This is a genomic window from Streptomyces hyaluromycini, from assembly GCF_002217755.1.
In the GTDB taxonomy this organism is placed as follows: Bacteria; Actinomycetota; Actinomycetes; order Streptomycetales; family Streptomycetaceae; genus Streptomyces; species Streptomyces hyaluromycini.
The window spans coordinates 61,593-84,134 of the sequence record NZ_BCFL01000034.1 but is presented as its reverse complement, the minus strand read 5'-3'; the positions used below and the strand labels follow the sequence as shown (position 1 = coordinate 84,134).

23 protein-coding genes are annotated in these 22,542 nt (G+C 70.9%); 13 read left to right on the top strand and 10 right to left on the bottom strand.

All coding sequences use genetic code 11. The features are described from left to right. Positions 1-13: 13 nt before the first annotated feature. From SSP29_RS44970 to SSP29_RS44960, 3 genes are read right to left on the bottom strand one after another with little or no spacing between them, the layout of a single operon-like run. Positions 14-1,156, bottom strand: coding sequence for a methyltransferase domain-containing protein (locus SSP29_RS44970; protein ID WP_089106768.1), 1,143 nt, complete (start codon positions 1,154-1,156; stop codon positions 14-16). An 18-nt stretch (positions 1,157-1,174) separates the two neighbouring features. Then, complete coding sequence (locus tag SSP29_RS44965; protein WP_150136165.1) at positions 1,175-1,975, bottom strand: radical SAM/SPASM domain-containing protein; 801 nt, start codon at positions 1,973-1,975, stop codon at positions 1,175-1,177. A 58-nt stretch (positions 1,976-2,033) separates the two neighbouring features. Next, on the bottom strand, positions 2,034-2,342 hold the full coding sequence (locus SSP29_RS44960) for a DUF7848 domain-containing protein (RefSeq protein ID WP_438363847.1): 309 nt from the start codon (positions 2,340-2,342) through the stop codon (positions 2,034-2,036). 359 nt (positions 2,343-2,701) lie between these two features. Here SSP29_RS44960 and SSP29_RS44950 point away from each other — a divergent pair, with 359 nt between their 5' ends. The 7 genes from SSP29_RS44950 (at position 2,702) to SSP29_RS44920 (ending at position 8,831) form a co-directional block, all read left to right on the top strand. Continuing rightward, positions 2,702-3,532 carry a helix-turn-helix domain-containing protein gene (locus SSP29_RS44950; RefSeq protein WP_089106765.1) on the top strand — a complete coding sequence of 277 codons (831 nt, stop codon included), beginning with the start codon at positions 2,702-2,704 and terminating at the stop codon, positions 3,530-3,532. Next, complete coding sequence (locus tag SSP29_RS57675) at positions 3,529-3,738, top strand: DUF397 domain-containing protein (protein WP_089106764.1); 210 nt, start codon at positions 3,529-3,531, stop codon at positions 3,736-3,738. Before SSP29_RS44950 ends, SSP29_RS57675 begins: the two co-directional genes overlap by 4 nt. Before the next feature lie 131 nt (positions 3,739-3,869). Then, positions 3,870-4,841: a S66 family peptidase gene (locus SSP29_RS44940; RefSeq protein WP_245883536.1), complete on the top strand. Its 972-nt coding sequence runs from the start codon at positions 3,870-3,872 to the stop codon at positions 4,839-4,841. A gap of 60 nt (positions 4,842-4,901) precedes the next feature. After that, complete coding sequence (locus SSP29_RS44935; protein ID WP_089106762.1) at positions 4,902-5,252, top strand: cytidine deaminase-like protein; 351 nt, start codon at positions 4,902-4,904, stop codon at positions 5,250-5,252. Positions 5,253-5,688: 436 nt separating this feature from the next. Further along, complete coding sequence (locus SSP29_RS44930) at positions 5,689-6,156, top strand: hypothetical protein (RefSeq protein WP_089106761.1); 468 nt, start codon at positions 5,689-5,691, stop codon at positions 6,154-6,156. 154 nt (positions 6,157-6,310) lie between these two features. Continuing rightward, positions 6,311-7,645, top strand: coding sequence for a WxL domain-containing protein (locus SSP29_RS44925; RefSeq protein WP_150136162.1), 1,335 nt, complete (start codon positions 6,311-6,313; stop codon positions 7,643-7,645). Between the two features lie 106 nt (positions 7,646-7,751). Beyond that, positions 7,752-8,831, top strand: a complete 1,080-nt coding sequence (locus SSP29_RS44920; RefSeq protein ID WP_089106760.1) for a WxL protein peptidoglycan domain-containing protein — start codon at positions 7,752-7,754, stop codon at positions 8,829-8,831. Here the strand turns inward: SSP29_RS44920 and SSP29_RS44915 are convergent. Beyond that, complete coding sequence (locus SSP29_RS44915; RefSeq protein ID WP_089106759.1) at positions 8,725-9,063, bottom strand: P-II family nitrogen regulator; 339 nt, start codon at positions 9,061-9,063, stop codon at positions 8,725-8,727. The two genes, SSP29_RS44920 and SSP29_RS44915, sit on opposite strands and share 107 nt — an antisense overlap. Next, on the bottom strand, positions 9,060-10,370 hold the full coding sequence (locus SSP29_RS44910; RefSeq protein ID WP_089106758.1) for an ammonium transporter: 1,311 nt from the start codon (positions 10,368-10,370) through the stop codon (positions 9,060-9,062). Before SSP29_RS44910 ends, SSP29_RS44915 begins: the two co-directional genes overlap by 4 nt. Before the next feature lie 143 nt (positions 10,371-10,513). Between SSP29_RS44910 and era the strand changes: the two genes are divergently transcribed. Together era and SSP29_RS44900 are read left to right on the top strand one after the other, a co-directional pair. Next, complete coding sequence (gene era / locus SSP29_RS44905; protein ID WP_089106757.1) at positions 10,514-11,482, top strand: GTPase Era; 969 nt, start codon at positions 10,514-10,516, stop codon at positions 11,480-11,482. 117 nt (positions 11,483-11,599) lie between these two features. Beyond that, complete coding sequence (locus SSP29_RS44900) at positions 11,600-12,139, top strand: AMIN-like domain-containing (lipo)protein (protein WP_150136161.1); 540 nt, start codon at positions 11,600-11,602, stop codon at positions 12,137-12,139. Here the strand turns inward: SSP29_RS44900 and SSP29_RS44895 are convergent. Continuing rightward, a complete protein-coding gene (locus SSP29_RS44895; RefSeq protein ID WP_089106756.1) occupies positions 12,127-12,987 on the bottom strand; it encodes a helix-turn-helix transcriptional regulator in 861 nt (286 codons plus the stop codon). The genes SSP29_RS44900 and SSP29_RS44895 overlap by 13 nt on opposite strands. 122 nt (positions 12,988-13,109) lie before the next feature. Here SSP29_RS44895 and SSP29_RS44890 point away from each other — a divergent pair, with 122 nt between their 5' ends. Further along, a complete protein-coding gene (locus SSP29_RS44890) occupies positions 13,110-13,967 on the top strand; it encodes an NAD-dependent epimerase/dehydratase family protein (protein ID WP_089106755.1) in 858 nt (285 codons plus the stop codon). A 159-nt stretch (positions 13,968-14,126) separates the two neighbouring features. Here SSP29_RS44890 and SSP29_RS44885 read toward each other — a convergent pair whose 3' ends face one another. The 4 genes from SSP29_RS44885 to SSP29_RS44870 all read right to left on the bottom strand — a co-directional run bounded on the left by SSP29_RS44885 (position 14,127) and on the right by SSP29_RS44870 (position 18,216). Next, positions 14,127-15,389 (bottom strand): MFS transporter, encoded by a 1,263-nt coding sequence (locus SSP29_RS44885; RefSeq protein ID WP_089106754.1) that lies wholly within the window; start codon positions 15,387-15,389, stop codon positions 14,127-14,129. Further along, on the bottom strand, positions 15,386-16,732 hold the full coding sequence (locus SSP29_RS44880) for a GH1 family beta-glucosidase (RefSeq protein ID WP_150136159.1): 1,347 nt from the start codon (positions 16,730-16,732) through the stop codon (positions 15,386-15,388). The genes SSP29_RS44885 and SSP29_RS44880 overlap by 4 nt, the downstream gene beginning before the upstream one ends. Positions 16,733-16,791: 59 nt before the next feature. Beyond that, the gene (locus SSP29_RS44875) at positions 16,792-17,058 is read right to left on the bottom strand and encodes a protealysin inhibitor emfourin (RefSeq protein WP_089106752.1); all 267 of its coding nucleotides are present in this window, start codon (positions 17,056-17,058) and stop codon (positions 16,792-16,794) included. A 69-nt stretch (positions 17,059-17,127) separates the two neighbouring features. Next, complete coding sequence (locus SSP29_RS44870; RefSeq protein ID WP_089106751.1) at positions 17,128-18,216, bottom strand: M4 family metallopeptidase; 1,089 nt, start codon at positions 18,214-18,216, stop codon at positions 17,128-17,130. A 320-nt stretch (positions 18,217-18,536) separates the two neighbouring features. On the opposite strand from SSP29_RS44870, the gene leuA reads away from it, so the two are divergent. The 3 genes from leuA to SSP29_RS44850 all read left to right on the top strand — a co-directional run bounded on the left by leuA (position 18,537) and on the right by SSP29_RS44850 (position 22,513). Continuing rightward, positions 18,537-20,258, top strand: coding sequence for a 2-isopropylmalate synthase (gene leuA / locus SSP29_RS44860; RefSeq protein ID WP_089106750.1), 1,722 nt, complete (start codon positions 18,537-18,539; stop codon positions 20,256-20,258). 185 nt (positions 20,259-20,443) lie between these two features. Continuing rightward, a complete protein-coding gene (locus SSP29_RS44855) occupies positions 20,444-21,139 on the top strand; it encodes a tellurite resistance TerB family protein (protein WP_089106749.1) in 696 nt (231 codons plus the stop codon). Between the two features lie 186 nt (positions 21,140-21,325). After that, entirely contained in the window at positions 21,326-22,513 is a 1,188-nt protein-coding gene (locus SSP29_RS44850) for a sialidase family protein (RefSeq protein WP_174856060.1), read from the top strand. Positions 22,514-22,542 lie beyond the last annotated feature (29 nt).

Below are 22,542 nucleotides of genomic sequence, written 5' to 3'. Positions count from 1 at the left end.
TGCGCCTGACCACCTATGCGCCCATAGACGTGTGCCACTGTCCTCGGGACAGGTGGCATACGCCGTCGGGAGTGATGCGGACGTTCGCACCGAGCAACGGCAGAGTCCCTTCCGCGTTGAGGCGGTTGCGGATGCGTTCCAGGACTGACCACAGCTTTTGCGGGCCGCTCTGGTGCACTTCCGGCGGGTCGATCCACTCGGCGGATGCCCGCGCCCATGACCCGTCCGGGTGGACCAGGTATGCCGTCCGCTCGCGTCCGCTGCTCTCGTAGCCGACTTCGATGCCCGGTGCGGTGACTTCCAGCATGGACCGGAGTTCCCACGCGTTGGCCACGTCCACCACGGGGTAGCGGCCGGTGCTCCTTGATTCTCCCTCCGTGTCACGGGCGAGTGCGAACAACTCGGCAAGAGTGGGCGGGTAGTCGTCGCCGGACCGGGTGAGCATGAAGCCGGCCGTGTCGGGTTCCACCCGTCCCACCACGTCACCGTTGTGGTGTTTCCACCCGGTCACGATCAGGGAGGTTCGCGCGAGGGCGGTGGCGAGCCGGCCGCCGGGTTGCAGCGCACCGAGCACCGGCCTGAGTCCCGGTCCAGGAGCGAGCGCCACCGTGCACACGATCCGGTCGTACGAGCCGGGTACATGGGCAGTGGCATCCGACGTGATCATCTTGGGTTGAAAGCCCATGGCCGCCAGCCGTTCTCCGGCTGTGCGCACCAGGTACGGGTCCACGTCCAGGCTCGTGACGTTCCGGTCTCCGAGTCGGTAGCTGGCGTAAGCGGTCAGACCGCCGGCTCCTGTACCCAGGTCGAGCAGGGACAACCCGGCCCCGAGCCGCCCGTGGCGCAGCATCCGCACCACCAGACTCGGGTGCGTGGCGGATGACGTGGGCTTTCCCTTCGGCCGGTCGTCGGGGTTCGCGTCGTCAGCGTGCAGTGTGCCGACCCTGGTGACCAGCGAACGGTCGGAGTAGGCGGCAGCCGCCCATGCTTCCGGAGCACTCGGGCCGTCGCGCAACGCCCACTGGCCCGAACCGTCCCGGTCCCACCATCGGGGGACCAGTTCATGACGGGGCACCCGTGCCACGGGAGCGAGCCACCGTGAATCCGGATCGGTCACCAGGTCCGCGAGGGCGGTCGCCTTGCTCTGCCAGTTCATGCCGCTGAGCCTTCCAGGTCAGTCGTACGCCGGGTCGCACGCTTCGGTGTTCGCAGGGTCGCAGTCGCCCGAGTCATCCGGAGGACACGCTGCCCGCGAAGCGGGAATGCGCATGGCGAGGTCCGCCCACGCCTTCCCGCCGAGCAGATCGGCGAGCGGGGTGTCCCGCACGTTCCCCACCGGGAAGTCGCGCGAGAGCACGCAGCCGGCGAGATCACCGTTCGGCAGGACGGCGGCCCGGCCCCGTGTGCACCGGCCGCACATCTCGCTCAGAGTCGGTTTCGTGCCGGGCGGCATGGCACGACCCACAGCTCGCACCCGGTCCGTGCTGATGCCGGCCACGCCCATCGCCGCCAACTCCGCGCGGGCTTCTTCGACACGCTGCTTCGGAAGGACGTCCACGATTCCGGCCCGGATCGTGATCCCACGGAGCACGGCTTCGCCGATGTTGCTTCGGGTACGGGCGTGACTACCCGCACGGCCCGTGATCCTGTCGTGCTCCTCTGAGTCGTCGCTGTAGTAGCTCGTTCCGAGCGTCACACCGTCGAGAGCGAACACGTCCCACCACTCGTCCCGAACATGAAACAGGTTGGAGTACACCTCCACACGCCGTCCCAGCGACAGCGCGAGTTCCGGGAACTCCCGCCAGTTCGGGTGAGCGGTCGGCTCACCGCCGATGAGCTGAATGGTCCGGATGCCGAGTGCGGCAGCGTCCGTGATGACCGAGCGCCAGTCCGTGGGCGTCATGGTGCCGTGCGTGGCCTGCGGGCTGGACTCCGACAGACAGTGCGTGCACCGTAGTTGGCACTTTCCGGTGATCTCCGTTCAAGGGACCGGATTCCGGCGAGCGGGGACATGGGTAGTTCGACGAGGCCGGTCATGTGCCGTTTCCTTCCTTGCGTTCGCTGTGGTCGTTCTGCTGAGGTCCCAAGCCGTGCCACATCACCCAAGGGCGCTCGATCAGCTCAGCGAAGCTCGTGTGCCCGGGGTGCCTGCGCAGGTGGTCGAACGCCCAGTCCTGCGGTTCGGTCGGGTCCAGTGTCGTGTCCGACAGCGCGCCGCATTCGGCGTCGTCCTCCGTGAGGGTGAGGCACCGGAGCGCGTAGGTGGTCGGCGGGGCGTCGGCGTCCATGTCGGGGCGCAACGTCCACTCGACAAGTCGTAGGACTCGACCGGGGGCTGTCACAGCACCTCACCCCGGCTTCGCGCGTTGGCGCGGGCTGTCGCGAATCTCAAGCGCTGTTCGGGGGTGGCCGGCTGTACCTCCCCGGGGTCTACGGTCCATTCGACTCCGCCGCTCTCGGGTCGCAGGGACCAGCGGCCCATCCACTCACCGCGGAACTCGCCGACCCGCTCCTGGTCGTCCGCCAGGAGCGTGCCGGTGGCCGGGAGGGGTGGGGGCTCCTGCTGCCGCGCTGAATTGTTCTCGCCGCACAAGGGGCGACTCCTCTCCGTAGTGAATCCACTACCAGGGAGGTTCAGCGTGGCCTGCCGTCGGGAACCATTCAACTTGCCTGGCAGGAACGAAAGGTTGGTGAGAATCCCTTGAACCGCAGGGAGTTGGACCCCGACAGCTCGCCACAGGCGGCGTTCGGGGCTCGTCTGCGCAGCTCACGGGAAGCGTGCGGATGGACCCAGGAAGTCATGGCCGAGAAGATGGGATATTCCAGTACGCATATGTCGTCGGTCGAAACCGGTCGCAAACTTCCGACTTTGCGCCTCGCGCGTAGTGCCGACAAGGCGTTCGAGACGGGTGACATCTTTGAGCGTGCGTGGAGCAAGGTCCGCAACGCGGGTCTGCTGGAGGGGTTTCCGCAGTACGTCGACCACGAGTCCCAGGCGGTGGAGATCAGGCTGTACGAGGTGGGCGTCGTCCCCGGCCTGCTCCAGACACCGGAGTACGCGACGGTGCTCGCACAGGGCGCCGTCAAGCGGGGGGCGATCACGGCCGAGCAGGCGGAGGAACGCGTCATGCTCGTGGCAGAGCGGCAGGCCGCGCTCGTCCGGACTCCACCGCCGTTGATCTTCGCGGTACTCGACGAGAGCTGCCTGCGTCGGCCGATCGGCGAACCCGCCGTCATGGACGCCCAGCTGGCGCGGTTGGCGGAGTTCGCCGAACTGCCCCACACGCATCTCCAGGTCGCCCCGTTCGACATGGGCGCCCGCCGTCCGTTCGACCTGCCCGTCTACCTGCTGACGATGCCGGACCGCTCGCTCATGTCGTACGCCGAGTCCGCGCATCGGGGCCATCTCGAACGCGAAAGCACGTTCGTCCTGCCCTTGCTGACGGCCTACCATCAGTTGCAGGCCGAAGCGCCGTCTCAGGCGACGTCCGTGGCCTTGATCAACGAGCTTCGAAAGGGCGGCATCCCGTGACGACCGAGTCCCCGCGTTGGTTCACGTCCTCGTACAGCAACAACGGCGGCGCGTGTGTCGAGGTCGCCGCCAACCTCGTCGCCTCGCGCGGGGTGGTCCCCGTCCGTGACTCCAAGACCCCTGCCGGACCGGTGCTTCAGTTCCCGGCCGACGCGTTCTCCTCGTTCATGGGGTGCGTCAAGGCCGGAGGCTTCGGCGCCGTCTGAACCCCAGTCGCGTCGGGCACCTTTCGGAGCGCAGTGTCGCAAGGGACGGTCCGGCGTGCTGGATCCGTGATCGAATTCCTCCTGTGGCCATCAGATACCCGCGCCCCCTGCGCCCCGGTGACCGTGTCGGTGTGACCTCGCCGTCCAGTGGGGTGCCCGAGGTGCTTCGCGGGCGGCTCGACGCGGCGGTCCGTACGGTCGAGGAGCGCGGGTACGAGGTGGTGGTGGGCCGGTGCATGGACGGCGCCACGCACCTCAGCGCACCGGCCGCCGAGCGCGCCGCCGAACTCGCCGCGATGCTGACCGACCCGACGATCCGGGCCGTCGTGCCCCCGTGGGGCGGCGAGACCGGCATCGACCTCCTCCCGCTGCTCGACTTCGAGGCCATCGGGCGGTCCGAACCGACCTGGGTCGTCGGCTACTCGGACATGTCGACCCTCATCACCCCGCTGACCCTGCGCACCGGCGTCGCGACCGTGCACGGCAACTGCCTGATGGAAACGCCCTACCTGCCGCCGGAGGGTCTCGTGTCCTGGCTGGACGTCGTGGCCGCACCGCAGGGGCGGCCGTTCACCCAGACCCCGCCGGGGCGGTACCGGGCCACGGGGCGGGACGACTGGATCGCGGAGCCCGGCATCCGGGACCTCACCCTGGACGCCGAGGGCACCTGGACCCGGCTCGACGCGGACGGGGACGTGGACGTCGAGGGCCGGCTGATCGGCGGCTGCATCGAGACCCTCGCAAGTGTCGCCGGGACGCCGTACCTGGACACCGCCGGCTTCGCCGGGGACGAACCGCTGCTGGTCTACGTCGAGGCGTGCGAGGACAACGCGTTCACCGTCTGCCGGAACCTGCACGGCATGCGGCTCGCCGGGTTCTTCGACCGGGCCGCCGCGGTGCTGGTCGGGCGGACCAGGGCGCCCGACTGCCCGACTCTCAGCCAGCACGAGGCCGTGCTCGACGCGCTCGGGCCGCTCGGGGTGCCGGTCGTCGCCGACGTGGAGTGCGGGCATGTGCCGCCGTATCTGCCGCTGGTGAACGGTGCGCGCGGGCGGGTGCTGCACACCGCGGAACGGAGTCAGATCGTCCAGGCCCTCGACTGACTCCGTCCGGTGGCGGGGGAGGAGGGCGGGTGTGGTCCGGGTTGTTCGTATGCTCGGGGCATGACCGACAGCAACGCGCTTGATGCCGAGGACCGCAAGATCGTCACCCTGGCCCGCTCGGCCCGGGCCCGTAACGGGGTGCCCGAGGGGGCGGCCGTACGGGACTCGACGGGCCGTACGTATGTGGCGGGGACCGTGGAGCTGGCCTCGCTGAAGCTGAGCGCACTGCGGACGGCGGTGGCGATGGCGGTGGCGTCGGGGGCGGAGTCGCTGGAGGCGGCGGCGGTTGTTTCGGGGGCCGAGGGGGTCTCGGCGGAGGATCTGGCTGCGGTGCGGGATCTTGGGGGGCCGGGGACGCCGGTGCTGCTGGCGGGGGCGGACGGGGAAGTGCGGCTCACTGTCCCGGCCTGACCTTCGCCCACCCGCCCACCCGACTCGCTCCGCTGAGAAGCGAGGACTTGTCTGACTCCGTCGGGGGAGGGGGCGGGGTGGGTTGACTGGGGTGGGTGGACGTGTGTGGGCGGGTGCGGCGGCGTCGTGGTTGCTCGCGCAGTTCCCCGCGCCCCTTGAGGTGGGACCAGCACAGGCGCCCCAAAGGGGCGCGGGGAACTGCGCGATCAGCCCCCACACACCCGCACCCGCCCAAACCCCCCAGCCACCCCTCGCCGCCGCCCCCTCCGTAGTCGGCCAAATTTCAACCTTGTAGGTCTGTGTCGCTCGCGCATCAATGGGACCGTAAGTTCCGACGGACCGTCAGATTCGGCCCCGCGGTGTGTCCGCACCCACCCGGACCGGGGTCGCCATCCCCACATGGCATTCCCACGTAACGGGAAGGGAGCCCATCCCCATGAAACGAACAGCCACCGGTGCGGCACTCGCGGCGGGGGCCCTCGCCGCCACGGCGCTGGCCTTCGCACCCTCGGCCGCCGCCGTCACCCCGACCACCGCGACCGTCACCGCCAGCTGCGGCATCTTCGGCGGCGGCGCGGCCACGCTCACCGCCACCCAGAGCGGCACCTCCGCCACCCTCACGCTCACCTCCAGCGCGATCACCACCCCGCTCGCCCTGTCGGCGAACTCCATCGCCTCCACGCTGACCATGGCCAACTCGACCGGCAGCAACGTCGTCTTCAGCGGGACCGTGAACCCGGCGATGGCCGCCGGTTCCGCGGTCACCGTCGGACCCCTCCCCGGCACCGTGGCCTCCGGCGACAGCCTCGACTTCTACGGCGGCTCGCTGAAGATGGTCATCTTCGGCGTCACCGTCACCTGTACGTCCAGCGCCGCCCAGTCCCCCGGCCCGTTCGTGTTCTGAGCGTGCTGACGGGTTCGTTCCGGATGCCGCAGAAGCTGATGAACCGTCAGGTTTCTGCGGCATCTCCATTGACTTCTCACGCGGCCTCCACATCAATGGCCCCCTGTCGGCGCAGAGGAGCCGCTGCGCCCGCAACCCTCAGGAGGGGGCTTCCATGGGTTCACCCCCAAGATCACGAAGATCCCGACGGTGGCGCTGGATCTCACTGTTCGGGGCGACCGCGCTCGCGGTCACGGCGGGCGGCGCGCTGGCCTGCCCGGCCGGTGCCGCCGGGGCGAACGTCGACTTCGCCACGCACTGCATCCCGCCGGCCATCGCGGGCCTCCCGCCGATCGACGGCACCACCACCGCCAACATCTCGGTGGACAACACCAGTCCGAAGGTCGGCGACACGGTCACCGTGACCTACACCGTGGTCACGCCCGCCGCCAACAACCCCACCGCCCTCGCCCTGCCGGCCGACATCATGACGCCGACGGGGAAGGTCACGCTGGGTGGGGCGCAGACGGGTGACGTGACGGTGACCGGGCCGAAGAAGAACGATCCGGTGCCGGGGTACGGGGTCTTCCCGTCGTTCTCCATGACCGGGACGTTCACCGTCACCTCGCCGGGCGCCATCACGCTCTCGCCCAGTGACTACAACATCCACACCAGCTACATCCTGGAGCTGGACACCCCGTGCACGGTCACCAACCCGCCCGCCCCGGTGTCGGAGACCGTCACGGCGACCGCCACCACGCCGGTCAACAACCGTGCCATCAGCCTGGACAAGGCCTCCGGCAACCCCGGTGACAGCGTGACCGTCAGCGGGCAGAACTTCACGCCGGGGGCGACCGTGACCCTCGCCGGGCGGTCCGGCAGCAGCCAGACCGCCGACACGGCGACGGCCACCGCGGGCTCCGACGGTTCCTTCAGCGCGCCCCTCGTCGTCAACGACAAGACGACGACCGGGATCGTGGCCTACGAGGGGAGCGCGTGGAGCAGCGATGCGGGGGCGGGGCCCGCCGCCTACGTCGTCAACGACACCACGCCGGTGCCCGACGGGAGCCAGAAGCTGACGACCACCGTCAAGGCGGGGACCCTGTCCATGTCCCAGGCCGGGGACTCCGTCGCGCTGTCGGCGGTCGACTTCGGGCAGGGCGGGGCGTCCACGGGCAGCCTGCAGACCGTCACCGTCAAGGACTTCCGTGGCGGGCCGGCCGGCTGGTCGCTCACCGGCAAGGTCACCGACTTCACCGGTCCCGGCGCCAAGATCGACGCCGGGAAGCTCAGCTGGACCCCGAGCTGTGCGACCAAGTCGGGCAGCCCCAGCACCTGTGCGGCCGGTTCCGCGGGCACCGTCGGCAGTTCCGGAGCGACCCTCGCGTCGACCCCGGACGCCACGCTCACCGGCGGTGAGTTCACGGTCGACGCCGGACTCTCCCTGGACGTACCGGCGTTCACGCCTCCGGGATCGTACTCCGGAGTCCTGACCCTGACGCTCACCTGAGCCGACTGCCAACTGCCAACCGTCAACTCCCTTGTGGCGACCGGGCTTTCGAAACAGCGAAAGACCCGGTCGCCACCGACCCGCTTCCGACCGGGGGTCCGCACCCATGCGTCGTCGCGCCAAGCCGTATGTCCTCCTCCTGAGCCTGATCCTCGGCGTCCTGTGCACGGCGGGTCCCGCGCGCGCCGCCGACAACGGCAGCTGGTCCGTCTATCCGGTCGCCTCGAAGATCGCGGCGCGGCCGTACTTCTACCTCTCCCTCGACCCCGGGCAGACGATCACCGACAAGGTGGCCGTCGCCAACAAGACCGGCAAGCCGCTCACCTTCCGGCTGTACGCGGCCGACGCCTACAACACCGCGCGGGACGGCGGCTTCGCCGTCCGGACGGTGAAGGAGAAGATGCGGGGGGTGGGGGCCTGGGCGAAGATCGGGAAGGCGCGGGTCACCGTCCCGCCGCACAGGACGGTCACCGTTCCGTTCACGCTGCATGTGCCGCAGGGGGCCGAGCCCGGTGACCATCCCGGGGCGATCGTCGCGCTGGACGAGAAGGTCGATCCGGGGGCCGGGTCCCTGGCGCTCGGCGTACAGCGGGCGGTCGGCGCCCGGGTCTATCTGCGGGTGAGCGGGCCGACGCTCCCGGCCCTCACCGTGGAGAACGTGCACCTCAGCCATCACCAGCCGCTCGTGCCCGGCCTCGGCGCCAGCACGGCGACCATCTCCTACACCCTGCACAACACCGGGAACGTCACCCTGGATCCGAAGGTGCGGTTGCGGGCGGAGGGCCTGTTCGGCCGTACGCTGCTCAGCCGCGACCTCACCGGGGTCCCCTCCGAGCTGCTGCCGGGGGAGCGGGTCAAGCTCACCGCGCGCTGGCGGGACGCACCCCAACTCGACTGGGGCAACGTGACGTTGACGGCCAGCGCGGCCGGCACCAGGGAGTCGGCGAGCGCGTCGTTCCTCGCGCTGCCGTGGCTGGTGGTGGCGGTGGTCTTCGCTGCCGGGGCGGCGGCCGGTGCGCTGTTCGCCCGGACGCGGCGGGGCCGGGGCCTGCCGCCGCTGCTGAGAGGGCGTCCGCTGCTCAGAGGGCGTCGGGGCCGCGCTCGCCCGTCCGCACCCGTACGACCGTCTCCACCGGCACCGCCCACACCTTCCCGTCCCCGATCTTCCCCGTCTGCGCGGCCTTGACGACCGCCTCGATCACGGGCTCGGCGTCGGCGTCCTCGACGACGACCTCGATGCGGACCTTGGGGACCAGGTCGACGCGGTACTCGGCGCCCCGGTACACCTCGGTGTGGCCGTGCTGCCTGCCGTACCCGCTGGCCTCGGTCACGGTCAGACCGTGCACGCCGAGCTCCTGCAGCGCGGTCTTCACCGCGTCGAGGCGGTAGGGCTTGACGACGGCGGTGATGAGCTTCATGGCTGGCTCTTGACCTTCTGGGCGGTGGGGAGGACGGAGTGGGCGACCGGGGCGCCGTGGCCCAGGACCCCGTGATCGTAAGCGGTCTCGGCGTGCACCGTAAGGTCCAGGCCGGTGTGCTCCTGGTCCTCGGCCGCCCGGAAGCCCATCGCCTTGTCGATCAGCTTGCCGATGCCGTACGTCACCGCGAACGCGTACGCCGCGACGGCCACGACCGCCACCGCCTGCCTGCCGAGCTGGCCGAGCCCGCCGCCGTAGAAGAGGCCCTCGGCGCCGCCGGTCATCGCCTTCTCGGCGAACAGGCCGATCAGAAGGGTGCCGATGATTCCGCCGACCAGGTGGACGCCGACGACATCGAGCGAGTCGTCGTAGTCCAGCTTGAACTTCCAGCTCACGGCGTACGAGCAGACCACGCCCGCGGCGAGGCCGACGACGAGGGCGCCGAGCAGGGAGACCGAGCCGCAGGAGGGGGTGACGGCGACCAGGCCGGCGACCGCGCCGGAGGCCGCGCCCAGGGTGGTGGGGTGGCCGTCGCGCTTCTGCTCGACGAAGAGCCAGCCCAGCAGGCCGGTGCAGCCGGCCGCGAGGGTGTTCAGGAAGACGGCGGCGGCCAGGCCGTTCGCGCCCATCGCCGAGCCGGCGTTGAAGCCGAACCAGCCGAACCAGAGCAGACCGGCGCCCAGGATCACCATCGGCAGGTTGTGCGGCCGCATGGCGTCCTTCTTGAAGCCGAGCCGCGGGCCGAGGACCAGGCACAGGGCGAGGCCGGAGGCGCCGGAGGTGATCTCGACGGGCAGGCCGCCGGCGAAGTCGAGGGCGCCGAGACGGTGCGCGATCCAGCCATCCGGGCCCCACACCCAGTGCGCCACGGGAACGTATACGAGCAGTGCCCAGACGGGGACGAACACCAGCCAGGCCCCGAATTTCGCCCGGTCCGCGATCGCGCCGCTGATCAGCGCGGCCGTGACGATCGCGAAGGTGAGCTGGAAGGTGGCGAAGAGGAGGGTGGGGACGGTGCCCTGGACGCTGTCCGGGCCGATGCCGTGCATGCCCGCGTGGGCCAGGTCGCCGAGGAGTCCGGCCCCCAGGTCGTCCCCGAAGGCGAGCGTGTATCCGCCCGCCAGCCACACCACCGTGACCAGCGCGATCGACACGAAGCTCATCATCAGCATGTTGAGGACGCTCTTCGTGCGGACCATGCCGCCGTAGAACAGGGCCAGACCCGGGGTCATCAGCAGGACCAGGGCGGTCGCGGCGAGCAGCCAGGCGGTGTCACCGGTGTCTGGGTGCGCGGCGGAGAGGAACACGGGCGTCTCCAACGTCGGTCGGGGCTCGTCAGAGGGTCACCGGTCCCGGTTTCCGGTTGCGTACAGCTGTGTTTCCGTGACGTTTCGTTGCGTCGGGGTTACCGAAATCTCACGGTGCGGCGGGGCGTGTTGGATCAGGGAGAATGGGGGCCATGAGCGTTCGCAGCCAGTCAACCGAGCCGTCGGAATCGCCGAAGGCCGCCCACCGGGCGGGCTTCGCCTGTTTCGTCGGGCGCCCCAACGCGGGCAAGTCCACCCTCACGAACGCTCTGGTCGGGCAGAAGGTGGCGATCACCGCGAACCAGCCGCAGACGACGCGGCACACGGTACGGGGGATCGTGCACCGGGAGGACGCCCAGCTGATCCTGGTCGACACCCCCGGCCTGCACAAGCCGCGCACGCTGCTCGGCGAGCGGCTCAACGACGTGGTCCGCACCACCTGGGCCGAGGTGGACGTGATCGGCTTCTGTCTCCCGGCGAACGAGAAGATCGGTCCGGGTGACCGCTTCATCGCCAAGGAGCTGGCGGGGATCCGCAAGACCCCCAAGGTCGCCGTCGTCACCAAGACGGACCTCGTCGACTCCAAGGCCCTCGCCGAGCAGCTGATCGCCATCGACCAGCTGGGCAAGGAGCTCGGCTTCGAGTGGGCCGAGATCGTCCCGGTCTCGGCGGTCGGGGACAAGCAGGTGAAGCTCCTGGCCGACCTGCTGGTGCCGCTGCTCCCGGAGGGCCCGGCGCTCTACCCCGAGGGCGACCTGACCGACGAGCCCGAGCAGGTCATGATCGCCGAGCTGATCCGCGAGGCCGCCCTGGAGGGCGTCCGCGACGAGCTGCCGCACTCCATCGCCGTCGTGGTCGAGGAGATGCTCCCGCGCGAGGACCGCCCCGCCGACAAGCCCCTCCTGGACATCCACGCCAACCTGTTCATCGAGCGCCCCAGCCAGAAGGGCATCATCATCGGCCCCAAGGGCAAGCGCCTGAAGGAGGTCGGCATCAAGAGCCGCAAGCAGATCGAGGCACTGCTGGGCACGCCGGTCTTCCTCGACCTGCACGTGAAGGTCGCGAAGGACTGGCAGCGGGACCCGAAGCAGCTGCGGCGGCTGGGGTTCTGAGGGGGCGGTGCCGGAAGGGGCCCCTGTGCCGGGATGGACTGCTCCCCTGCGTACAACCTTTCGGAAGGCCGTCGGTCTGAAAAGGTACACATCTGCGCGAACTGCTGGGGGGTAGTCATGCGACGGATAGGTACTGCACTGGCCGCGATGGTGCTGGCGGGTGGTGGCCTGCTGGCCGGCACGGTTCCGGCGGTGGCCGCGCCGACGGCCGTGGACTGTGCCGTGACGTGGGGAAGCCTGGACAAGACCGGTGACGCTGTCGCCTCCAGGCGGCTGACCGACGTGCGGACCGGGCAGCACGAGTGTTTTGACCGGCTGGTCTTCGACGCCCAGGGCACATCGGCCGACCCGATCGGCTACAGCGTCCGCTATGTCGACGTACTGCACCAGGACCCGTCCGACGTCGTCGTGCCGATCAAGGGCGGCGCCATTCTGGAGATCTCGCTGTTCGCCCCGCGCTACGACCCGGCGACCGGACAGCCCTACCCGCCGCTGCCGTCCGTCGACGTCACCGGGTACCGGACCTTCCGGGAGTTCAAGGTCACGGGTGGCTCCGAGGGCTACACCCAGGCGGGCCTCGGCGTCCGCGCCCGGCTGCCGTTCCGGGTCTTCCAGACGGCCAACCATCTCGTGGTGGACGTGGCTCACACCTGGTGATCCCGTACGGCCGCGCTCATGTCCTGCAGCCCCACCACCCGTAGCAGTTGCAGCCGTTCGTACGAGTCCGTGCCCGGGCGGGCCGTGTGGATGACGAGGTGCTGGTGGGTGTCGGTGTTGATGAGGACCTCGCAGTCCAGTTCCAGGAGGCCGACGGACGGATGGAGGAAGCGCTTCGTCGTCGCGCGGCGTACCGCCACCTCGTGTTCGGCCCACAGGCGGGCGAACTCCTCGCTGCCCGCGAGGAGTTCGGCGACGAGGGCGGCGGGGACCGGGTCGGCGGGGCGGGCGGCGGCCACCGCCCGGAGGTTGGCCACGTGTTCGCGGGCCCGCGCCGGGCGGTCCTCCGGCGGGAAGACGCCGTGGGCCGACGGGTCAAGGAAGTAGCGGCGGAGCAGGTTGCGTTCGCGCGGCGGGCGGGCCAGGACGTCGCCGCTGAGCGCCCGCGACAGGGCGTTCTGGGCCAGGACCTCGCCGCAGTCGGTCGTCACCAGTGCCGGGGTGTCGTGCAGCCGGTCCAGGACCAGCAGCAGCCCCGGGCCGACATGGGTGCTGGTCGCCTCCCGGCGCGGGGGCTCCTCGCCGGCCAGGTGGAACAGGTGGTCCCGTTCGTCCTGCGTCAGGCGCAGCGCGCGGGCCAGTGCCGTCAGCATCTGGCGGGACGGGCGCGGGCCCCGGGACTGTTCCAGCCGCGTGTAGTAGTCGGCGGACATGCCGGCCAGCGAGGCCACCTCCTCGCGCCGCAGCCCGGGGGTGCGCCGCCGGGCGCCGGGCGGCAGGCCCACGTCGGAGGGGTCCAGGCGGGTACGGGCGTGGCGCAGGAAGTCGGCGAGTTCGGGGCGGTTCACCTCTCCAGGGTGGCCTGGAGCGCCCGGCTTATCCAGGGACCGCCGGTCCCCTGATCGGGAGGTCTCTCCCGGTGGCGAAGGGCCGGGGCGAGGGTGAGGGGACCAGAGCGAAGGAGAAGGCCATGATCACTCTTGTCACCGGGGCGACCGGGCAGGTCGGACGGCGGCTCGTGCCGCGGCTGATCACACAGGCCGAAGGGGACGAGCGGGTAAGGGTGCTGGTGCGGGACGCGGCCCGCGGGGAGCCGTTCGCCGTGCTGGGTGCCGAGGTCGCCGTCGGTGACCTGCGGGACGAGGAGGCGCTCGGCAAGGCCGTCGCCGGGGCGGACGCGGTCGTGAACGTCGCCGCCGCCTTCCGCGGGGTGCCGGACGAGGAGGCCTGGGCGGTCAACCGGGACGCGGCGGTGGCCCTCGGGCGGGCTGCGCTGAGCGCCGGTGTACGACGGTTCGTGCAGGTCAGCACCGGGAACGTGTACGGATCCGGGCGCGGCCGCCCGCTCACCGAGGACGACGAGAGCCGGCCCGGCGGCGCGATGTGGGGCGCGTACCCCGAGTCCAAGGCGGCCGCCGAGCGGGAGCTGCTCGCCCTGGCGGGCGGCATGGAGGTGCGGATCGGGCGGCTGCCGTTCGTCTACGGCGAAGGGGACCCGCACATCGCGAACGCGCTGCCCTGGGCCGCGCGCTGGGCCCCCGCGCAGCGGCTCCAGATGGCCCACCACGCGGACGTCGGGCAGGGGCTGATGCGGCTGCTGTACGCCCCCGCGGTGAACGGCCCGGTCTACAACATTGCCGACGACGCGCCCGTCACGACCGTGGAGCTGTACCGGCTGGCCGGCGTCGAGCCGCCCGAGGACCTGTCCACCGGTACCGACCGCGACCCCTGGCACGGGATCATGTCGAACCGGAAGATCCGCCGGGATCTCGGTTTCCGGCCGATCTACCCGAGCGCCTGGACGGCCCGGGACGCCGGGGCCCTGTAGGCCGGGCCGAGCGCTCCGCCGGAGGTGCCGCGTTGTGCCGTGTGCCGCGCCGTCGCGGCTGGTCGCTCCCCCAAGTTCTCGGCTTCGCTCGAACCCGGGGGGACCCCCATCGCGGCGGTAGCCGCATATCGGATACGGCCCCGCGCCCCTTCGGGGCGCTCAGTCGACCCCCCGTATCCGCCGCACCAGCCACGCCCCCGCCAGCCCGATCACCGCCGCCGCCAGGTACAGGACCCGGTAGCCGCCGAGGTAGGTGACGATCGGTGCGGCGAGGGCGGGCGCCGCGACCTGCGGCAGGGCGTTGGCCACGTTGATCACGCCGAGGTCCTTGCCGCGGTCCACCGCCTTCGGCAGGACGTCGGTCATCAGCGCGAAGTCCACGGAGGTGAACACCCCGAAGCCGATGCCCAGCACCGCCGAGGCCACGAGCGCCCCCGGCCAGGTCTGCCACACCGACAGCAGCGCCGTGGCCACCGCCATCAGCATCCCGGACCAGATCACGAACGGCTTGCGGCGGCCCGCCCGGTCCGACCAGACCCCGCCGACCACGACCGTCGCCATCAGCGTCAGCCCGTTGACGGCGGTCAGGATCAGCACCCCCTGGTCGGGATCGGAGTAGTGCAGGCGGTCGCGGAGGTAGTAGAGCAGGTACAGCAGGACCAGGGAGTTGCTGAGGTTGATCAGGAAGCGGGTCAGCCAGGCCCAGCCCAGGTCGGGGTAGCGGCGCGGGCTCAGCCAGAAGCCGGTGAGGAAGGCGCGCCAGGACCAGGGCGGGCGGTCCTCCGGCGCCAGCCGCAGGTCCGGGTGGCGCAGCACGTACGGCAGGACGCCCAGCGCCGTGAACACCGCGCACGCCACATAGCCCGCCCCGACGCCCCCGGCGGCCGTCGCAAGGCCGGTGCCGCCGACCACGCCGAGGATCTGCGCGGCCCCCAGCCAGCCGCCCACCGAGCCCCGCTGGAGCCTCGGCACCCGGTCCGGCACCGCCGCCGTGACCGCCGCGAAGGCCGCGTTCAGGGTCAGCTGGACCAGGCACCAGCCCAGCATCATCGTCCACATGCCGCCGGCGCCCGCGAGGACCAGCAGGGACAGCGCCCCGCCCGCCGTACCGGCGACGATCCACGGCGTACGGCGGCCCCAGCGGGACGTCGTACGGTCCGACAGCGCGCCGAAGACCGGGTTGGCCGCCAGCGACACCACCGCGCCGACGCCGGTCACCCAGGCCAGCATCGTCTCCTTCGACATCCCGGAGCCGGGCGCGAAGTCCTTGGCCTGGGAGGCGAGCAGGATCTGCAGGGGGCCGTACCAGCCCACCCAGATCGCCCCGTTGGCGAGGGAGAGCGCGGAGGTCCAGCCCCGCCCGACCCTCTCGACCGGCTCCGCCAGGGCGCCCGGCTCAGCCGGCTCGCGGGTCGTCGTCATCTCTGCGCCCGCAGGACGTCCCGGTACCAGGCGTACGACGACTTCGGCGTCCGCACCTGCGTCGCGTAGTCGACGTGGACCAGGCCGAAGCGGCGCTCGTACCCCTCCGCCCACTCGAAGTTGTCGAGGAGCGACCAGACGAAGTAGCCGCGCACGTCCACCCCGGCCTCCGCCGCCCTGTGCAGCGCCCGGATGTGGCCGTCCAGGTAGGCGATGCGGTCCTGGTCGTCGATGCCCTGGTACGAGCAGCCGTTCTCGGTGATGACGACGGGCGGGAGCCGGTCGCCGTAGCGGTCGCGGAAGCCGGTGAGGAGTTCGGTGAGGCCCTGAGGGACCACCGGCCAGCCGAAGTCCGTCACCGGGACGTCATCGATGTCCTGGACGGAGAAGGGGAGTTCGGCGGGGAGGGTGAGCCCGCCGAACTCGATCTCGGTGCCCTGCGGGGCGCCCACCTTCGTGGGGGAGTAGTAGTTGACGCCGTACCAGTCGAGGGGCTCGGCGATCACCTTCAGGTCGGCCGCGACGTCGCCGGGCATCAGGTCGCCCATTCCGTCCGGGTACTCGCCGAGCAGGATCGGCTCGGCGAACAGACGGTTGAGGAGGAGGTCGTAGAAGGCGGCCGCCTCCAGGTCCGGCTGCTCCTGCGAGGCCGGCCAGGTCGGGCCGTGGGAGTTGGCGATGCCGATGTCGGTGGCGCCGGCCGCGCGCAGCGCCCGTACCGCCAGACCGTGGGCGAGGAGCTGGTGGTGGGCGACCGGGAGGGCGTCGAACATCAGCTGCTCGCCGGGGGCGTGGGCGCCCAGGGCGTATCCGAACAGGGTCTGCTCGGCGGGCTCGTTGAGGGTGATCCACTTCTTGACCCGGTCGCCGAGCCGGTCCGCGACGGCCGAGACGTACTCGGCGAAGTGTGCCGCCGTGTCCCGGTCCAGCCAGCCGCCCTTCTCCTGCAGGGCGACCGGCAGGTCCCAGTGGAAGAGGGTCGGGACCGGGCGTATGCCGGCCGCGCACAGCTCGTCGACCAGGCGGTCGTAGAAGTCCAGGCCGCCCGCGGAGCGGACCCGCGGCCAGGAGAGGGAGAAGCGGTACGCGTCCACGCCGAGGCCGGCCAGGAGCGCCACGTCCTCGCGGTGGCGGTGGTAGTGGTCGCAGGCCACCGCCGCCGTCGAGCCGTCCTTGATCCGGCCCGGCTCCGCCTCGAACACGTCCCACACGGACGGCTCCCGCAGGTCGGCCGCGCCCTCGATCTGATGAGCCGAGGTCGAGACACCCCAGAGGAAGCCGTCGGGGAACCGGGGGAAGGGGGGAATCGGATGGACCGCGTCTGTCGCCATGGCCGGGATCATCCTTACCCCCGGTAACGTAAGTCAACGCCCGGGCGTGAACTACCCGTTACGGGACCTGGTCACGCCCCTTCCTTCAACACCCGTGAGATCAACTCGCGTTGGTCCTCGGTCAGCTGCGGGTCGGCCGCGTACACCGTCCGTCCGTCCACCGTGATCTCGTACGCGAACCCGTCCGGCACGCCCGGCGGCGGGGAGGCCCGGCCGGCCGCGAGCGCGCGCTCGGCCAGGGCCTCCCACTCGGCGGCGTCGGGCCGGCCCGAGGTGTCCACCTCGGCCCGGCGCTCGATGCCCGCGAACCCGCCCGTGCGCCTCACCTGAATACGCATGGGTCCCTGTGTAGTACGGAACCGGGCGGTGTGCACCCCGAGCGGTCAGGCGGTGTGCACCTCGAACGGTCAGGCGGCCTGCACCCCCACCTGGGCCCAGGCCTTCAGGGCCGCCTCGCTCTCCTCGCCCGTCTGGTAGCGGGCCTTGGCCACGGCGACCGTGAGCTTCGCGAAGTCCGTGAACGTGGCGTCCGACTGCAGTTCGCCGCCGGTGAGGACGTCGTACCAGATCTGCCCGGCCCGCTCCCAGGCGTTGCCGCCGAGGGCGGTGGCGAGCAGGTAGAAGGCGTGGTTGGGGATGCCGGAGTTGATGTGCACGCCGCCGTTGTCCCGGCTGGTCTTCACGTAGTGCTGCATGGTCGCCGGCTGCGGGTCCTTGCCGAGGCGCGGGTCGTCGTACGCCGTGCCCGGGGTCTTCATCGAGCGCAGCGCCACCCCGTGCACGCCCGGGGCGAGCAGGCCCTCGCCGATCAGCCAGTCGGCCTGGTCGGCACTCTGACCGAGGGAGTACTGCTTGATGAGCGAGCCGAAGACGTCGGAGACCGACTCGTTGAGGGCGCCGGACTGGCCGTAGTACTCCAGGTTGGCGGTGTACTGGGTGACGCCGTGCGTGAGCTCGTGGCCGATGACGTCGACGGAGGTGGTGAAGTCGACGAAGATCTCGCCGTCGCCGTCGCCGAACACCATCTGGTCGCCGTTCCAGAAGGCGTTGTCGTAGTTGACGTCGTAGTGGACGCTCGCGTTCAGCGGCAGCCCGTCGCCGTCGATGGAGTTGCGCTCGTACGCCTTCAGGTACAGCTCGAAGGTGGCGCCGAGGCCGGCGTAGGCGCGGTTGACGGTAGCGTCCTGGCCGGGCTCGGAGCCCTCCGTGCGGACCTCGGTGCCGGGCAGGTCGGTGCCGTGCCCGGCGTCGTAGATCGTGCGGTGCGGAGCGGTGTCGGGGGCCGCCGGGGCGGCGACGGCGGCGGCCGTGGTGCGGACCGCGGTGATGCGGCGGCGGGTGCGGGCGGCGGAGTCGTGCTGCAGGGTGCGCAGCGCGGAGTCGGCGAGCGCCTGGTCCTCGTGCCGGGCGAGGTGGTCGAGGATGTGCGGCGGCACGATCCCGCAGAAGACGGGCGTGCGGTTGATGACGGGCTCAGAGCCCCCGTTGGTCGTCATGCACCGCACCTTCGCATTGAGTCACTCGGCTGTCACTACCCGCAACCATGATTGGTGAAATACCGTGACAATTAGCCACGCTCCGTGAGCGGGAGTGGTATGGCGCACTTTTTGTCCCGTTTGTTCCACCGGTCCCGCATACTGATACGGCGCCCCGCGTCCGAGGGGGCTCGGCTAGCATGCGGAGCATCATGCGTTTCGGGCTGCTTCTTCTTAGCTGCCGCGGCGAGGGCCTGTAGTCCAGGTCGACTCCCTCCCCGCGGAGCTTCGCGTTGCGTCGTCGGCCGTCCTTCCGGACACCCACTAGGAGCCCCGCAATCATGGCGAACCGCCAGCAGCCCAGCACCATGCCGATCCACAAGTACGGCCGCTACGAGCAGGTCGACATCCCGGACCGCACCTGGCCGGACAACCGGATCACCGCCGCTCCCCGCTGGCTCTCCACCGACCTGCGCGACGGCAACCAGTCCCTGATCGACCCGATGTCGCCCGAGCGCAAGCGCCGGATGTTCGACCAGCTGGTCAAGATGGGCTACAAGGAGATCGAGGTCGGCTTCCCGGCCTCCGGCCAGACCGACTTCGACTTCGTGCGCTCGATCATCGAGGAAGAGGGCGCGATCCCGGACGACGTCACCATCTCCGTGCTGACCCAGGCCCGCGAGGACCTGATCGAGCGGACGGTCGAGTCGCTGAAGGGCGCCCGGCGGGCCACCGTCCACCTGTACAACGCCACCGCCCCGGTCTTCCGCCGGGTCGTCTTCCGCGGCTCCAAGGACGACATCAAGCAGATCGCCGTCGACGGCACCCGCCTGGTGATGGAGTACGCCGAGAAACTGCTGGGCCCGGAGACGGAGTTCGGCTACCAGTACTCGCCGGAGATCTTCACCGACACCGAGCTGGACTTCGCGCTGGAGGTCTGCGAGGCGGTCATGGACGTCTACCAGCCGGGTCCGGGCCGCGAGATCATCCTCAACCTGCCTGCCACCGTGGAGCGTTCGACGCCGTCCACGCACGCGGACCGCTTCGAGTGGATGCACCGCAACCTCTCCCGCCGCGAGCACGTCTGCATCTCCGTCCACCCGCACAACGACCGCGGTACGGCCGTGGCCGCCGCCGAACTGGCCGTGATGGCCGGCGCCGACCGCGTCGAGGGCTGCCTGTTCGGGCAGGGCGAGCGCACCGGCAACGTCGACCTGGTCACCCTGGGCATGAACCTCTTCTCCCAGGGCGTCGACCCGCAGATCGACTTCTCCGACATCGACGAGATCCGTCGCGTGTGGGAGTACTGCAACCAGATGGAGGTCCACCCGCGCCACCCGTACGTGGGCGACCTGGTCTACACGTCCTTCTCCGGCTCCCACCAGGACGCCATCAAGAAGGGCTTCGACGCCATGGAGGCCGACGCGGCCGCGAAGGGCGTCACCGTCGACGACATCGAGTGGGCGGTGCCCTACCTGCCCATCGACCCCAAGGACGTCGGCCGCTCCTACGAGGCGGTCATCCGCGTCAACTCGCAGTCCGGCAAGGGCGGTATCGCCTACGTCCTGAAGAACGACCACAAGCTGGACCTGCCGCGCCGGATGCAGATCGAGTTCTCGAAGATCATCCAGGCGAAGACGGACGCCGAGGGCGGCGAGGTCACCGGCGCCGACATCTGGTCGGTCTTCCAGGACGAGTACCTGCCGAACCCGGAGAACCCCTGGGGCCGTCTCCAGGTCCGCACCGGGCAGTCGACCACCGACACCGACGGCACCGACACCCTCACCGTCGAGGCCGTCGTCGACGGCGAGGACACCGTCCTGACCGGCTCCGGCAACGGCCCGATCTCCGCGTTCTTCGACGCGCTGCAGGGCCTGGGCATCGACGTACGTCTCCTGGACTACCAGGAGCACACGATGAGCGAGGGTGCCTCCGCGCAGGCCGCCTCCTACATCGAATGCGCGATCGACGGCAAGATCCTGTGGGGTATCGGCATCGATGCGAACACGACGCGTGCATCGCTGAAGGCGGTTGTCTCCGCGGTGAACCGCGCCGCCCGCTGACCCTTCTGACCAGCGACTTCACGGCCCTGGCCGCCTCGTTCGGCGGTCAGGGCCAGGTCGTTTCCCGGCCAACTCGTCGTGCAGGTCACGGACAGGTCTCGTACGAGGTACTGACTCCGGCTCCTTCATGTGGCTAACATCACGCCAGCGGTGGCGATGTTGCCACGGGGTTACGGAGGTGCGACGTGCTGCCAGTACGGGGACGAGACGGCCGAACCACCAGGCCTGCCCGCATCCTGGGCACCCGCACCGCATGGACACCCGTCGGCGACGGCGAGTTCTACTGCCCCGGCTGCGGCGGCGACCGCAACTACCAGCGGCTCACCGGCCGTCGCCGCTTCACCCTGCTCGGCGTGCCCGTGCTGCCGCGCGGCACCACCGGGCCGGTCGTGGAGTGCGCCGCCTGCCGCCACCACTACGGCACCGACGTCCTCGACCACCCCACCACCTCCCGCTTCTCGGCGATGCTCCGCGACGCCGTGCACACCGTCGCCCTCGCCGTCCTCGCCGCCGGCGGCACCTGTTCCCGTACGGCCCTGGAGGCGGCGGCGGGCGCGGTCCGCGCGGCCGGCTTCGAGGAGGCCACGGAGGAACAGCTGGGCGCGCTGGTCGAGGCCCTGGTCGCCGACACCGGACGGGTCTTCGAGCAGCCGTACCGGGCCAGCCTGGCGATAGAGCTGCACGAGGCCCTCGACCCGCTGGCCCCGCACCTCGCCCCCGCGGGCCGCGAGTCCCTGCTCCTCCAGGCCGCCCGCATCGCACTCGCCGACGGCCCCTACACCAACGCCGAACGCGAGGTCCTCGGCACGGTCGGCGCGGCCCTGACCATCTGCGCCACCGACGTGACCCGCCTGCTGGCCGCGGCCCGCCTGCCGTCCTGAGCCGAGGTCACCGGGCGCGCCTGCCGTCCTGAGCCGAGGTCACCGGGCGCGCCTGCCGTCCTGAGCCCCGGCGTCCGGGTCGCGCCGGTCCTGTCCGAGCTGACGGCGCGCCAAACCTTTATACCCGTTTGGGCGTTATGGGCATGCGAGGGGGGTGGACGGGAGAACCATGGAGGAGTGAGCCATGTGTCTCCTGTCACCCGTGCGAGCCGGATCTCCCTCGCCGCCGCCCTGCTGCTCGGGGCGTTCACGGTCGAGCCCAGGGCCCGGGCGGCCACCGGGTGCGAGTCCTCCGTGCCGTATGTCTCCGGTGAGGGCGGCTACGCCCAGTTCCGGATCCCGGCCGTCGTGCGCAGCACGCACGGCACCCTGCTCGCCTTCGCCGAGGGCCGGCACACCACCACCGGGGACAGCGGTGACATCGACGTCGTGCTGAGACGTTCCGCCGACGGCGGCTGCACCTGGAGCCCGCTCCAGGTGGTGGCCGACGGCAACGGGGACACCCGCGGCAACCCGGCGCCGGTGGTGGACCCGAGGAGCGGCCAGGTCGTCCTGGTGACCTCCTACAACGACGGCTCGGTGAGCGAGGCGCAGATCATGCGCGGCCAGGTCACCGAGGCGCAGAGCCGCCGGGTGTACGTGCAGCGCAGCTGCGACGACGGACGCCACTTCACCCGCCCGCACGAGATCACCGCCCAGGTGAAACCTTCCGGCTGGCGCTGGTACGCCACCGGCCCCGGGCACGCCGTCGCGCTCACCCGGGGACCGCACCGCGGCCGCCTGGTCGTCGCCGCCGACCACTCCGCCGCCCCGCGCGCCGGCTCCGACGACACCGGCCGGGAGGCCAGGTACTACGGCGGCCACGCGATCTACAGCGACAACGGCGGCCTCGGCTGGCACCTCGGCTTCGTCGACGACTCCTACACCGGCCACGACAACGCCAACGAGACCACCGCCGCCCAACTCCCCGACGGCCGCCTCTACTTCAACGCCCGCGACCAGAACGGCCTCAGCCCCGGCAACCGCCTGGAGGCCTGGTCGAGCGACGGCGGCGAGACCCTGGACGCCGCCTACACCGTCCAGCCGACCCTCGCCAGGGTCCCTGTCGTCGAGGGCTCGGTCCTCCAACTGCAGGGCGCCGAAGCCCCGTTGCTCTTCTCCGCCCCCTCGGTCCCGACGGCCCGCAAGGCCATGGCCCTGTGGACCAGCACGGACCAGGGCATCACCTTCGAAAGGCTCCGCACCCTGTCCGCCCGGAAGGCCGCCTACTCCGACCTGGTCCAGGTGGACAGGAACACGGTCGGCGTGCTGTACGAGACCGGCACGAGGACGGCGTACGACACGATCGAGTTCCGCCGCGTCCCGGCCCCCTGAGCGGACCGCCGCCGCCCGCCGGGCAACCG